Source organism: Streptomyces sp. NPDC001858, assembly GCF_053594615.1.
This window is the reverse complement of the sequence record NZ_JBSFEV010000027.1, coordinates 1-14,000: the sequence shown is the minus strand read 5'-3', so window position 1 is coordinate 14,000 and position 14,000 is coordinate 1. Positions and strand designations below refer to the sequence as shown.

At 62.0% G+C, this 14,000-nt stretch carries 11 protein-coding genes and 1 pseudogene; 7 read left to right on the top strand and 5 right to left on the bottom strand.

Going from position 1 to position 14,000, the window contains the following annotated elements; translation table 11 throughout:
- Nucleotides 1-2: 2 nt before the first annotated feature.
- Together ACWCPF_RS30545 and ACWCPF_RS30540 are read right to left on the bottom strand one after the other, a co-directional pair.
- A complete protein-coding gene (locus tag ACWCPF_RS30545) occupies nt 3-1,388 on the bottom strand; it encodes an FtsK/SpoIIIE domain-containing protein (protein ID WP_451048327.1) in 1,386 nt (461 codons plus the stop codon).
- Nucleotides 1,389-1,393: 5 nt separating this feature from the next.
- Entirely contained in the window at nt 1,394-1,750 is a 357-nt protein-coding gene (locus ACWCPF_RS30540) for an SCO3933 family regulatory protein (RefSeq protein WP_451048326.1), read from the bottom strand.
- A gap of 363 nt (nt 1,751-2,113) precedes the next feature.
- On the opposite strand from ACWCPF_RS30540, the gene ACWCPF_RS30535 reads away from it, so the two are divergent.
- Complete coding sequence (locus ACWCPF_RS30535; protein ID WP_451048325.1) at nt 2,114-2,329, top strand: hypothetical protein; 216 nt, start codon at nt 2,114-2,116, stop codon at nt 2,327-2,329.
- A 49-nt stretch (nt 2,330-2,378) separates the two neighbouring features.
- Here the strand turns inward: ACWCPF_RS30535 and ACWCPF_RS30530 are convergent, their stop codons facing one another.
- The 3 genes from ACWCPF_RS30530 to ACWCPF_RS30520 all read right to left on the bottom strand — a co-directional run bounded on the left by ACWCPF_RS30530 (nt 2,379) and on the right by ACWCPF_RS30520 (nt 4,653).
- Nucleotides 2,379-3,107 (bottom strand): GntR family transcriptional regulator, encoded by a 729-nt coding sequence (locus tag ACWCPF_RS30530; RefSeq protein WP_451048324.1) that lies wholly within the window; start codon nt 3,105-3,107, stop codon nt 2,379-2,381.
- A gap of 83 nt (nt 3,108-3,190) precedes the next feature.
- Nucleotides 3,191-3,628, bottom strand: coding sequence for an ATP-binding protein (locus tag ACWCPF_RS30525; protein ID WP_057603433.1), 438 nt, complete (start codon nt 3,626-3,628; stop codon nt 3,191-3,193).
- A gap of 284 nt (nt 3,629-3,912) precedes the next feature.
- The gene (locus ACWCPF_RS30520; protein WP_451048323.1) at nt 3,913-4,653 is read right to left on the bottom strand and encodes a GntR family transcriptional regulator; all 741 of its coding nucleotides are present in this window, start codon (nt 4,651-4,653) and stop codon (nt 3,913-3,915) included.
- An 81-nt stretch (nt 4,654-4,734) separates the two neighbouring features.
- Between ACWCPF_RS30520 and ACWCPF_RS30515 the strand changes: the two genes are divergently transcribed.
- From ACWCPF_RS30515 to ACWCPF_RS30490, 6 genes and pseudogenes are all read left to right on the top strand, one after another.
- The gene (locus ACWCPF_RS30515; protein ID WP_451048322.1) at nt 4,735-5,847 is read left to right on the top strand and encodes a DUF1152 domain-containing protein; all 1,113 of its coding nucleotides are present in this window, start codon (nt 4,735-4,737) and stop codon (nt 5,845-5,847) included.
- A 1,572-nt stretch (nt 5,848-7,419) separates the two neighbouring features.
- Nucleotides 7,420-7,614, top strand: a pseudogene (locus tag ACWCPF_RS30510) (hypothetical protein); the annotation flags it as partial.
- 699 nt (nt 7,615-8,313) lie between these two features.
- On the top strand, nt 8,314-9,417 hold the full coding sequence (locus ACWCPF_RS30505; RefSeq protein ID WP_451048428.1) for a hypothetical protein: 1,104 nt from the start codon (nt 8,314-8,316) through the stop codon (nt 9,415-9,417).
- A gap of 30 nt (nt 9,418-9,447) precedes the next feature.
- The gene (locus ACWCPF_RS30500) at nt 9,448-10,797 is read left to right on the top strand and encodes a hypothetical protein (protein WP_451048321.1); all 1,350 of its coding nucleotides are present in this window, start codon (nt 9,448-9,450) and stop codon (nt 10,795-10,797) included.
- A complete protein-coding gene (locus ACWCPF_RS30495; protein ID WP_451048320.1) occupies nt 10,790-12,751 on the top strand; it encodes an SNF2-related protein in 1,962 nt (653 codons plus the stop codon). Before ACWCPF_RS30500 ends, ACWCPF_RS30495 begins: the two co-directional genes overlap by 8 nt.
- A gap of 143 nt (nt 12,752-12,894) precedes the next feature.
- Nucleotides 12,895-13,701: a DUF3883 domain-containing protein gene (locus tag ACWCPF_RS30490; RefSeq protein WP_451048319.1), complete on the top strand. Its 807-nt coding sequence runs from the start codon at nt 12,895-12,897 to the stop codon at nt 13,699-13,701.
- The last annotated feature ends 299 nt before the right edge of the window (nt 13,702-14,000 follow it).

Here is a 14,000-nt window from a genome sequence, read left to right as displayed (position 1 = left end):
GCTCAGTCCTCCGGTGTGGAGGAGGCGAGACGCGCGGTGGGTACCGGTTGGGAGCTGTCGAGGACTACGGGCGGGACGTACGGCCGGAAGGGCGTGAGCGCCGGAACGTCCGGGGCGAGGTGAGCCGTGTCCCGGCAGGTGGCCGCAGCGGCGGCGAGGGAGAGGTACGGAGTACGGATGCGGGACCAGCCGCCCGAGGTGTCACCGGCCACGGCCAGGCCCGGCAGCTCGGCGGCGATGGCGCAGGAGGCGCAGACCGCTTCGGGGGCGATGTCGCCCAGTGCCATCTTGGCCGAGGCTTCGTCGTTGACCGGGTGGCAGACACGGCCGGTGAGCTGGGCCCGCAGCATGGTCGCGCCCTTGCCGAGTTCGGCGCCGAAGCGCTGCCCGCAGACCTCCAGGTAGATGCCGGCCGCGCGGCCCAGCTGGGCGAGGCGGATGAGGTGGGTGACCATCTCGTCCCGGCGTTCCTCGTCCTTGCGGGTCGCGACGAGGAAGAGTTCGGCCACCTCGTCGACGAACAGCACGATGGGTACCGGGCGTTCGCTCTCGGGCAGTCCCCAGATGTCTGAGGTGATCTCCTCGTCGGGCATGCCGGGGGCGATCCCCTGTCGAGCCTTGATCAGGTCGTATCGGTCCTCCATTTCCTTGACCAGGACCGGGAGCAGCTCGGCGGCCTCTCCGGGATCGGTCGCCAGCGCGGCAAAGCGGGAAGCGAACGGAGCCAGCTCCACGCCCCGCTTGCAGTCGACGCCGACCAGGGCGACGGACTGTCCGGCAAGCCCGGTGATCAGGTTCCGCAGATACATGGACTTGCCCGACAGCGTTGCTCCGAGGACAAGTTCATGCGGGACGGCGCGGTAGTCGCGTAAGAACGCCGTGGCGTCCTCCCTCAGCGCCACCGGCACTTCGAGGAACCCGCCCTCGCTCCTGCGAGGCATCCGGACCTTGCGCAGGACGTCGAAGCCGATGAGCCGCAGCTCAACAACGCCTGGCTTCACGTCCTTCACGTACACGGCGTGCACGCCCCAGGCATGGCGGAGCCGTTCCGCCGAGGCAGCGACGTCAGCGGGTTCCTGGCCCGGCGCGAGCCGCAGACGGACGCGCAGGCCGGTCGAAGTGGGCCGGATGATGCCCCGACGAGGCGGGACGGGACGGATCTCCCGTCGGCTGGTCGCCTTGATGGCCAACACCCGCAACCGCGACGGCTCAACGGTCAGGCCGCACGCGTCCATGGTCGAGGAGTACGAGGCCAGCAGCCGGGCCACCGAGACCGGCAGCCCGACCGTGGACCAGTACGCGGCCGGGTCGGCGTGCCGGACGTAGGCCGCGCCGCCTATCGCAGCGAGCGGTGCGCCCAGCTCGGCCAACGTGATCAGGTCCGTCACGACGATCAGCCCGCCTGAGCGACCGGGACCGGGAAGGCACCCGGCGCGATCGCGGTGGCGCGGTAGGCGATGCCGTGCCGCTGCTGCCCGTTGAACACGCTCTCCCACGGCCGGGCGATGAGCCCCGGCAGGGACACCGGAGCACCGACGGTCAGGCCCTCCGTCACACCGCTTTCGGGAACCGTGACCTGGATGAGCGACGAGTCCCCCTCGTCGATGAAGACGACGCCGACGGTCATCAGCGCCTCACCGCTCACGGCGTCCTTGGCGATCTCACCGGTCTGCCGGTCACGCACCTTCGGGGTCGGCGCTTCGGTGAGCAGGATCGTCGCGGTCGAGGCGTCAACGCGGATCACACGCACAGAGATTTCTCCTTTGAAGTCGACCAACTCGCCACCTGATAAGTTGACTTAGCAAGTTCAAAGTTAGAGATGCCAGGTTGACTTGTCAAGCCATTCCGGTGCCTGCCAACGAGCGCCGCCGGTACCGCCAGCGCACCATGAAGCCAGCCGGCACAGAGGAGGCGAGACGTGGGCCGAAGACACCGTGCTCAAGATCCACAGCCATGGGATCCACGCGACTCGCAAGGGTCCACACCGCCACCGGGTGCCTGGCCGACACCGCCACAGGGGCCCCCGCCAAGCAGTCCCTACCAGGGCGGGACGCCGCCTAGGCCGAAGAAGCGACGACGCGCCTACCTGTGGCTCTTCCTTGCCGTCCAGCTCTTGTTCCTGATCTGGGTGATCACGGGTGCTTCGACCGCCAGCGGCACCCCCGAAGACTGCCGAAGCCTGACAGGCGACGACCTGAAACTGTGCGAGGACGCGAGCGAGGTCGGAACAACAATCGGCGTGGGCCTCATCATCGGCCTATGGGCGGCCGTCGACATCATCCTCGGCTTCATATACGTGGTCTACCGGCTCGCCAGCCGACGCACCTGAGACGAGCCACCGCACTACGCGGCGCACCCGACCCGCACATCCGGACAGATCAGCCGAGTCGGTAGGTCTCTTCGAGTTCCTGTCCATCGGCAGGAAGCAGCACGTCAGAGACCTGCAAAGCTTGGCCGGACGCGTCGCGGGCGACGACCAGGACGCTGAGGACGGGCACGCCATCAGGAAGGCCGAGGAGCTCGGCCTCACCGGCATCCGGCATCCTGGCCGAGACGCGCTCCGTCACATGGTCGAAGCGGACCTTCTTCCGGCCCTCGATGTGTTCCCGGACGCCGACGCCCAGCGGTTCGGAGTTCCCGAGTTCAGTGCCTTCGACGAGGCCGGCCGGGAAGTATGAGGACGCGAGTTCAACAGCCTCGCCATCCACCGCGACCAGGAATCGGCGCATCAGGACCTTGGCCCGCTTGGGCAGCCCGAGCACGGAGGCCACACGCGCCGGAACCGGCACCTGGTCCACTAGAACCAGGCGTCCAGGAGTCCGCGACTCATCCCGCTCCAGCGCTTCGCGCCCGCGGCGTTCCTGGCGCTCGACGTCAGCCGGCCGCCCGCGCACGATGGTGCCGTAGCCCTGTCGGGACTCGATCCAACCGTCTCGTTTCAGCAGCTCAAGGGCGCGCACGACGGTAGGGCGGGACATTCCGAACGCTTGGACCAGCTGATTTTCACTGGGGACCTTCGTGCCCGGCGGGTAGGTGCCGTCCTCGATGCGCTGCTGGATCGTCTGCGCGAGGCGTACGTACTTCGGCGCCTCTACTTCATACGCCATTCACGCCGCCCGTCAGGATTGGCCAAGTCAACTGGTCAACCAGACTAGCGACAGTGCATATAGAAAAGAACCCGGCTCCGCCTTCAGGTCGGCCAGGCATCGGCCATCACGAAGGAGACGACCGTCCCGCCGAAGCGACTGGGCCCCGAGTGCCAGGACTCGGCAATGGAGTCGACGAGGAGCAGTCCGCGCCCGTGCGCGTCGACAGCGTCAGGCTGCCGCAGCCTCACCCTGGCTGGGAAGCCGGCGTTGTGCACCTCGACCTTGAGCGAGGCCCCGTCCCGGAACCACTCCACCCGGACACGCCACACCTCATCGGACCGGCCGTAGACGATGGCGTTGGTCACGAGTTCCGAGATCATCAGTACGCAGTCGTCGACCGAACAGGCCGGGTTGTAAGGGGCGATGAACTTCCGGAACCAACGCCTGGCCAGGTGCACGGACTCAGCGACGGGATACAGGGTCATCGCCCCGAGTCGCGGCGAGTCCTCAGAGGGATAGCGATCGATCGTAAAGGCCATCCGTGCTCACTCCTTGCCGCTGCCGTCACAGTCGAGGCAGCGCCGTTTCGATGCGGCACGGGCACGGTCGTCGACGGTGGACAGCGCCAGGGCCGTGCGCGAGCTGACGCGTTTCCAGCCCCGCCCACGGCATCCCCGGCAAGCTAAGTGCGCGCCTTGCTCCGGCCGCTGACCCGTCACAACGTGCCCCCTTCATGAAGTGGCCTTAGCCACTTAATGGATAGTGGCATTAGCCACTCACGCTGCGCAAGCGAAACTGCCAAATGACGATCCATCAGGTGCGCTCAGGTGAGGGGGTAGCCCTGCTCGAACGCCCAGCGCTGCGGCGGGTACGTGGCTTCGGCGAACTCCAATGGCCCGTCCTGGAGGTCGAAGACGACGTGGTGCACGATCAAGACCGCAGATCCGGAGTCCAGTTGCAGGTCAGCCGACTCCTCGTCGGTCGCCTGTCGGGCACACATCCGGTCCTCGGCGTAACTCGCCTGCCGCCCCGTCATGTTCTCGACGTACATCAGGGTGCCCTCCTGGATACGCTCCGGCTCCAGGAGCTTGGGCGCCCGCTGCCCGACGTCCGGCGCGAACCACGAGGTGGACAGGGTGATGGGCCCGTCCTGATTGTTCGTCACGCGCCGACGATGCACGGCCCGCCGATCCTTCACCAGGCCCAGCGCCTCAGCGACATAATCCGGAGCATCCAACCAGCCAGCCGAGGTGATGACCGCGTACTCACCAGGGGTGTAGATCTTCCCCGTCTGTCGCGCCCGCCCATACAACTCCCTTGCCCGGCGGTTCACTTCAAGGCTGCGCACGTACGTGCCGGAACCCTGACGCTTCTCGACGAGCCCCTGGTTGCTCAGCGCCTCCAACGACCGCGCGGCCGTCGGCCTGGACACCTTCCAGCTCGTCGCAAGCTGCCTCTCCGAGGGCACCTCGTCGCCCGGCCTGAGATCGCCCCGAAGGATCTGATCGCGGATGTAGTGAGCGATCTGGAGATACTTCGGTTGCGCCTCTTCGATCTGAGGCATGTCCCCTCCTCGTCCAAGTGGCTATGGCCTCTAGCCACTATAGGGTGGGTGGCCAGACCCCGAACCCGTAATGTTGAGCACATGACGCGGTTGATCGTCGCAGCAGGAGGAGGGGGCGACGCAGTCGCCGCCGCAATGCTTGACGCCGCCTTGTACGGCGACGACGACCAGGCGGTGATCCTCACCTACGCGTGGGACCGCCTGTTGGTCGACCCGATCCCAGGCCCCCGCGGCCCCGCCGACTTCACCGGACTCGAACCACTCACCCCGTCTGTCTGGTCGGTGCCGGCCGAAGCCCGCCCGATCGCTCCAGCAGGCTCCACCCTCCCCCGGCTTGCGGCAGAGCTCCCGCACACCTTCGCCCTGATCGGTCCGCACCACGGCACCGAGGGCGTCACACGCCAACTCGGCGAGCTGATAGCCCTGCTGAGGCCGTCGTCGATTGACCTCCTGGACGTGGGCGGTGACATCCTCGCGCGAGGCGATGAGTCGACCCTCAAGAGCCCGCTTGCCGACGCTCTGACACTGGCCGCGTGCTGCCAAGTGAACGCTCCCGTGCGGCTCTTGGTCGCAGGTCCCGGCCTGGACGGTGAACTTCCGATCGACGAGGTACGCAGCCTGCTTGGTCCCCTCGTCCACACATTCACCGCGGAGGACACTGAGCCGGTCAGCGCAGTCCTGGAGTGGCACCCGTCCGAGGCAACCGGGATGCTCGCAGCGACAGCACGAGGGATACGCGGCATCTGCGAGGTCCGGGATGCAGGACTCCCCATCCCACTCACGGACGCCGGCCCGACGGTCCACGAAGTCGACCTGGACGACGCCCTGAACCGCAACGAGCTGGCCCGCGCCATCCTCTCGACCACCACCCTGGACGAGGTCGAGGCGCACAGCCGCGAGATCTGCGGCTACTCGGAGATCGACTACGAGCGCAACAAGGCCGCATGGCTCAAGGACCAGCCGGCAGTGAAGCTCGATCCTGCGACCGTGCTGCCGCAGCTCGACGAGTTCGAGAACGAGGCCCGAAGCCGCGGAGTCACCCACACGACGTTCCGTCGACTCACCGAGGCTTTGGGCATGCCCGGCAGCCAGCGCGAGGACCTCCGCGCACTGCTCATCCATAGCCGACCGGATCGATACGCAGCCCCCCTCTGGGAGCTGACAGCCGTCGAGGACGAGACGCAACCACGATGAGCGTCTTCAGAAGCGATCTCAACCTGGAGGCACGGGACGTCACCGGCACCGGGGCGGAGGCCGACGTAGCCCTGAATCTCGCGACCGGCAACATCAGGCTGTCGATCCTCTGGACGCAAGACATCCAGCTCTCCGCCGACGACGCCGACCAGGTAGCCGACGCCCTCCGGCGAGCAGCCGCGGGAATCCCGAAGCCTCGCGATGACCAAGGAAGCTCAAGCCACCGAGGACCCGTCAGGCCCACCAAGAGCCTGAGTTACAACCTTCTTCACGGGTTCAAGGCTCGCTGCGCTCGCTCGTCCGGCGGTCAACGGCGCTCATCGATCATCGCCAACCCGACCGCCGCACACTCCGCCCAAGCGCATCAACGGCCGCATACGGCCCGTATGCCACCGCCACCACGATCCGGCCTCAGGAGGGGAAAGCACAACTGCGGCTGGACCTCAACGCCCCGCTTCCGGGGCCATGCCGCGTCCCTTCCACGTGGTTGCCTACATAAGTAGGTCGGATCAACCGAGGGCCGCACCAAGCGCGGCGGCGCCGGCCGGTCGCCGCCGCGCCGCCTCAATGTCTCCGCCACCGGCCGCACGTCGCCGCCCGCCCGTCGCCGCACACAGCGGCCACATTCCAACACGGGCACGGGGACGAACCGTGATCCCCAACGGTGCAGGTCAAAGACGCTTTGTGTTCCCGAAAGAGGCCGGATCGTGGTGGCGGTGGCATGCGGGCCGACGCTGCCAGATGCGCGGGCGTTCGTACGGCCCGCTGATCCCGCACCAGGCTGCTGACCGGACGGCGAGCGCGGCCATGAGAGGGGAGAACCCCGCTGTGGCTGGGGCGGTCGGCTCCACGACTTTAGCCAGCCACTTTGGCGCGAGCCTCGAAGATCACGGCCCCAACGTCGTGATTTACCGGGCAGATCCACAGACTGCCCGACGCGCCGGAAGCTTACGGGGCCATGATCACTCGCGCCAAAGCAGCTCCCGGCCAAAGTCGCTCCGCCGACCGAGTGCGCGCCTTAACCGTTCGTCTGGTCAGGCACTCAATGTCCACCCCGGCAGTTCTATAGCCTCGGCGTCTCGTCTTGTACCTGCCGTGAGCATCTCGCGCCCCCGCTCATCTCCTTGGCTCACTAGGGCACCTCCCCCGCCGCGTACCCGCTGGTCAGGCCCAGAGACGATAAGCGAGACTGCGGCCAGCCGACGGCGCGGTGAAACGCCTGCGGCCCGGCACCCTGTCTTCGGGATCGCCTACCCTGCCAGCGCAGATCCACCCTCAGGTCAGGCATGTCGCCCCGCTCCTTGGCATCCAAGGCGACGTATCAGCCGCGCCACTCGTTCGTCCGGCGAACGACAGGCCTGACAGACGCAGCGTCCGCTGGCAACGATCACGCCGGGATCCACCAAGCGCTCGCATCAACGACGCTCCATTCCAACCGAGCGGCGAGTCCTGCAGATCACTTCCAAGAGTAGATCAAGACCAGCTAGCCTATATCATGAGGATGCTGTGCGACCCGGAAGACCATGACGGCACCTGGAGTCTCCATCAGCCAGTACTACACCATGGAGAACAATGACTCTCGATGTCGCGGCGGGCACACAGCTACGGATCCCGGACCCGGACTACTTCACAGACCTCTCGGCCCTTCCTGCAGCACGGACTTCGCTGATTGAAAAGTGGTTCCCAGCTCGGGAGCTCTCGCAACTGATCGCTAAAGACCGGCGCGTACGTGACCCAGCTTACGCTGCTCACCGATGGTGGGCTCGTCGACCGCCAGCTCTCCTTCGAGCTCTTCTCCTGGCTACTGCTCTTCCCGCGGACATAAGTGCGCAGGAGTTCTGGGACAGGTACGCGTCCGAGGAACATCATCTTGCTGGCTTGACCGTCTACGACCCCTTCATGGGTGGGGGCTCGACCCTCGTCGAAGCTCAACGCCTGGGCGCATCCGTAATGGGTTCCGACGTGGATCCTATGTCTGTACGAATCGTGCAGTCAGAACTTACGCCGGTTGACGGCAAGAAGCTCCGGGCGTACGGCCATCGTCTCCTACGTCATCTCCGCGAAAACTTGTCGTGGCTTTACCCGACAGAATCTCGCGACGAGCCCCTACATTATTTTTCGATTGCCGAAGTTCAGTGTCCAGCGTGCGATGAAGTCGGTCCGCTCTACCGGAATCTAATCCTGGTCCGAGACCCCAAAAAGGCGGGAGCCGTCGTTCGCGATCACGCACTCACAGTGTTCTGCCCACACTGCTGGAAGTTGCATGACCTCGACTCGACGGAACGGAAGGAGATCGTTTGTTGCGGTAAGCGATCCCGCATCGCGCACGGAACATTCAGGTCCTTTGCGTACCACTGCTCATCTTGCAGTAAGAAGTCCACCCACCGCGAACTGAAAACCGGTGTTGCTCGGCGACGCATCGTCGCCGTAGAAGAGACTCAGTCCAATGGCCGCCGCCGTCTTCGGATGCCGAACATCGAAGATCAAGCCAGCCAGTCCCGGGCTAGCCAGGAATGGCAGGAGAACCGTACTGCCCTTCCGCGTCCCGAAGGAGAGATTAGGGCCACACGCTCGGATGAGCGTCCTCGTAGTTACGGAATCACTCAGTACGAGGAACTTTTCACTCCGCGACAGCTTCTGGTGCTCGGGCACGCCTTTCAATGGATCCGGGACAACGTCACGGAGAGAGAAACTAGAAGGGCACTTGAACTCGCGATTTCTAATTGCCTTTCAACCAACAATAAGCTGTGCGGCTACGCCACCGACTATGGACGACTGTCCGCCCTATTCTCCGTGCGCGGATACTCCCTCCCTGCACTGACGGTAGAACTAAATCCTTTGCACGAAACCGGCGGGCGTGGAACCATCGCAGCCTGCATCGAACGCGTGGCTAAGTCAGATACGAGGCACATCCGTCGACACATCTGGGATTCACACACAAACCGGCCAGTGCCCAACCAGTTCTCCTTCCAGCGAAGCACAGAAGCATGCTGGGTTGGCCTAAAGAATGCCGCCTCTGCCTCCACCATTGAAGCCATAAGCAAAATCGACGTCGCCGTATTCGATCCGCCCTATTTCGACTTCATTGCTTATGATGAGCTATCCGAATTCCATCGCGCATGGTTCGGAGAGCTGGAGCTTGCGGGCGAGCCACTACTACCAAGGGTGGAGGATCCTGTCCGATCCTTCGCTGCACAGTTCGCAAAATCCTTGAGGGAGATGGTAAATCGTGCGCGAGGTGATAAACCTTTCGCCTTTACCTATCATTCCGCCAATCCGGACGCTTGGAAATCCGTCGGACTCGCCTTGGATAGTGCTTCGCTCGCCGTTACGGCAATTTGGCCCATTCGCAGCGATGGACACATGGGACACCATAGCAACCCTGGCAACTGTGAGTGGGACGTTGTCGTCGTCTGCCGTCCGGAGGCAGGAACTAGAAAGCAACAATTCAGGCATGACGTCGCCTCCTGGGTTGCAATGCTGGAACCCCTGAACGTCAACGAAGCCGACATCAAAAACTTCGAATTCGCGATCAGGATGGCTCAGCAGCGATTTGCTGAAGCCACGTGAACTTAGCAAGCTGCCGCCCTGGGGGGGACCATGCTTAATTCTGCGGAGCGGGCTCACCGTATTGAGCAAGAGAAGCTCACCACTGACGACAAGGCTCGACTCTGGGTCCAAGATCAGTGGCGTAACTACGACGTGTACCGCGTCCCTGTGGAAGCGCTCCTACTGAATGTGGACAACCGGCGTTTTCGGGCTGAACGAATGTGGGCTGAAGCGCATTTGGGCCGGCCGCTAGACCCAGAAAACAACCCGGCCGATGAATTTTCCATCGAGTCTCTTTTGCTAGACACCTCTCACCGCGTCGAGGGCGATCAGATCGTTGGAAAGCCCACCGGTAATTCAGAGGCTCTGAAGAAAGACTGGCAGCGGCGGAGACAGGGGTCACCGCTGTGGATCAGGCCAGACGGGACTGTCCGCAACGGCAATCGCCGCCTCTCCATGATCAAAAGGTTGCAGCGAGAAGAAGGCGCTGACGGGTTGGGATGGGTTGACGCCATTATCCTGCCCATCAATAAGATCAACGAGGCGACGCTGCTCGAGATGGAGCAGAAGGAGCAGCTCACCGAAGACTTCAAAGTTCGCTACAACGACATCGACTACTTGCTTGCTCTGCGTGAGGCTGCGGAGAACCGCGGCATCGAGTGGTACGACCCTGAGTCCATCGAGTCGGTTGCTGGCGTTCTCCAAAATATGGCGGAGAAGTCGAAGAACGAAGTCCAGCGTGATCTGTACGCCGTCAAGTACATGGACATCTTTCTTGATGAGTCCGGGCATAAAGGGCAGTACCACAAGGTATTGAAAACCCTGGAGAGATTTCGCGACATCGGTCGCATGATGCAGCAGATCGAGGGTCAGTATCCGCTGGAGGAAGCTGAAATCCTCCAAACGCTTTTCGCTGCCGTCCGCGCAGGTAAGGGCCATCTAATCATTCGCGACATGCGAACGATGTTTAAGAAGGAGAAGCCTCGGTTCGACAGTCTGAGTGCCGCAGTACTCGAAGCAGAGTCCGACTGGGAGCCAGAAGGACCATCGCTTTCAGACCCTGGACCCTCAGCACTTCCCGAGAACGATACTGGCGATGAAGAGCTCGATGCAGATCCTGAGGAAGAAGGGCCAGGACCGGATGTAGAGAACTATCCAAAGGGCGAGGTAAGTAGCGCTATCGATCTGGCCCTTGATAGCTTCAAAGCATCGCGACAGGACGATGTCGTGAAAGTGCTGCAGGAAGTCTGCAACCGTCTCGAGGCTCTAGGCGACGGGGATCGTCTCAGCGCCGCACTCGCTGGCGAGGATGGCGCCCTGGTCAGGAACAGTCTGACCAAGGTATTCCAGTGGGCCGACGACACCAGGCAGTTGACTGACCGGCGGACCGGACGTGAATAGTTCCAACGAGGTTACCCTCGAATTTGAGGGCGATGCCCTGCTCGTGCTAAGCGCAGCGCTCCACACTGATCGCCGAGCCCGCCTGTTCTTCCGAAGTATCCTTGGGGCCGAACAAGTCGATGATGGTTACCGCTGCCCGCGGAGAAGGGTGAGCCTTTCTGCGTTGGCTCTCAGAGTCTACGACTGGCTCTTCGCTCACGGTTGGGAAGCGGTAGGTGCGGGGGACGCCAAGACAACGGTGAGCTTGGAGCTGGAGCGCCGGCGCAGCTTCGTCAGAACGAAAGAGGCTGCTCAAGCGCAGAAGAGCGAAGGGGCAGAGTTTGATTTCTCGCCTGTCGACCTCGCACTGCGGCAATTTGGGTGGTCCGCCCAACGTGAGCTCCGACCCCACCAGCGTGCGGGTGTAGCTCATGCACTGACTGCGATTAACGTCGGAAACTTCTCCGTTCCTGGAGCTGGCAAAACCACCACTACCCTTGCCGCGGCTGTGACGCATTTACAGTCGAAGACAGTCAATCTGATTGTGGTAGTTGGCCCATTGGCATGTTTCGATCCCTGGGAAAGCGAGACACGTGCTGCGGTGGGCTCGCTGATCCGGACCCGGCGGGTGCGGGGTACAGCACGTCAACGGCAAGTCACGTATCAGCAGACTAAAGCGAACGACTTGCTGCTGATCAGCTACCCAACTGCCGCAGCCGACCAAATGCTGCTGCTGGACTTGTTCGACAGCCACGATGTCATGTTGATTGTCGATGAATCGCATCGCGTCAAAAGATTTCGCGGGGGAGTTTGGGCGCCAGCTCTGGTAGAGCTAGCCAAGCAGGCCAAGGTACGTATGGTCCTTTCTGGGACGCCGATGCCTCAGTCTGGGCGAGACCTCTACAGCCAGCTCAATATCCTCTGGCCTGATGGGCAGTTGACTGGCACGAGAGATGCCTTCGCTGCACAAGTTGACAGCAGGTTTGATGATGTCGTTCGCGAGGTCATGCCTTTTGTCTCGCGAACTCCTAAGTCAGCCCTAGGACTCCCGCCTTACACCATCCAACATCACGCAGTAGAACTGTCGGGCACCCAGGCTGAAATTTACGAGCTGATCGAAAATCGCTTGCGCCAGCGCATTTCCGATGCAGCTACGTGGCAGGACAAGATTGAAAGTCTCCGCCGTGGTCGCCCGATTCGACTACTGCAAGCAGCATCAAACCCTCTGACTTTCTCATCCAAAGACACATACTTTCGTCTGCCCGAATTGAAAGACAGGGCCCCAACCCTCATGGAGCGCCTGATAAGCTACGGCTTTTCAGGCGAGGTGCCAGCGAAGTCCGCCGCGGCTATCGATCTAATTAGGGAGATAGCCGAGAGAGGCGAGAAGGTGGTGTGCTGGAGTAACTTCGTTGTCAATCTGGATCACTTCAGAAGCCTCGTCACTGAGCTGCTAGGTATTCCTTGCTACCAGATTGACGGCCGGGTTCCAGCAAGTCAGGACGCCTTGCATTCCGGACGAACGTCCGTGGCAGAGACGGCTGGAGATGAAGATACTCGTGAGGCGGTAATCCATAGGTTCCTGCAAGAACAGGGTCCAGCCGTATTGGTTACAAACCCAGCATCGTGTTCAGAGTCCATTTCTCTGCACACCTCGTGCCGCAATGCCATCTATCTCGATCGCACCTATGACTGCGCCATGTTCTTGCAGTCTATCGACCGCATCCATCGACTGGGTCTACCGGCGGATGCCAGAGTGAACATCCATATCATGGATGCCTTCTTGGGTGGCCGAGAGACAGTGGACGCACTTGTCGAGGCTTCGCTTACGTCGAAGTCTCGTCGAATGCAAAAGCTCTTGGAAGGGGCGGAGATTCTCCCGATTGAGCTTTCAGAGGATCCATCCGTCGATGCTGAGGGCAACACGGAGGACCTGGAGGCCTTGCTCCGCTACCTGTTGGGTCAGGAAGAATGATGACTCGGGATCTGAGTAGCTGGATGACAGCAGCCAGAGTTGATCGAATGCCGATCATCCTGACCTGTATTCGCAAATATCCTCCACCGGGAATCAGCTCAGCAGACGCTCATAGATATCTGTGGCGTCATTGCGGGGGTCCGATGAGTGAGATCTCTACGCTATTGGAGATCTTGACTCAAGTGGGACTTGTGGAATACGAGGACACTTGGCTGCGAATCACTCGGAGCGGAGTAAAGATTGCCACGCAGGACCACCAAGTTGGCGGGCGCATTCTCGGGAAGACCTTGATCCAGGCAGGCATCTTTGGCGGTCAAGTCCGCCGCCTGCTTGAAGTGAGTCAAGTCGATGACGCTGGCACTCTTGTGTGCCCGAGGGATCTCGCGTTGCGAGTTGCTCCTCAACTCACTGGAATCCTCCGTCGTTTTTCAGCAGTCACCTTGAGCATGGAGCTGCGCGTAGAGGCCAGCATGGTGGCTGACATGGGTGACGTCTGGTCGTTGCTGCCAGCACCCGCGAGTCCGAAAATCGACACCAAAAAGGATATGGGTAACCGGGGAGAGCTGTACAGCTATCAATACTGCCGCATGAATTCATCCGATAGTTCCAAAGTCCGATGGGTGGCGAGAGACGATGAAACCCTTGGGTACGACATTGAGGACCTCAACTATACGCCCAGACGCCGGATTGAGGTAAAGTCGAGTGGTGACGGGAAAGTTCGTTTCTTCCTCAGTCGGAACGAATGGAACGTAGCACATGAGCTTGGAGAGCACTATGAAGTGCATTTCTGGGGTGACGTATCGCTAAAACTTCCAGTGCAGCAAGAATTCGAAAAGCTAATGAAACTGGGATACCCGATCATACTCCGAGGGATCAGTGACTTGCTGGCCTCTGGTCGTCTCGCTGTTACCCCCACCCAGTATCTCGTAACGCACTCGGACAACGATTGATGCATGATCCGTAGCGCAGCAGTCGAACTCATCAGGCGACGAGAAGTGGCCAGTGCTGCGATCAGACGACTACATAGCCGAAAAAAAGCCACCTCAGTCTGTCGCCGATCTCCGAGCCATAACCACGCTTCCTGGCGGCGAATTCTGTCGCAACGCCGACGGTTGTTGCGGACTATCCGTGGACGAGCGAGCTGCTCACAGCAGCTAGGACTTGTCCGGCCGATCATGGCTCTGGATAGTCGGGCATGATGCCCAGGTGAGCATCATCGTGAAGTTCTTCGTGGCGCCGGACGACACGT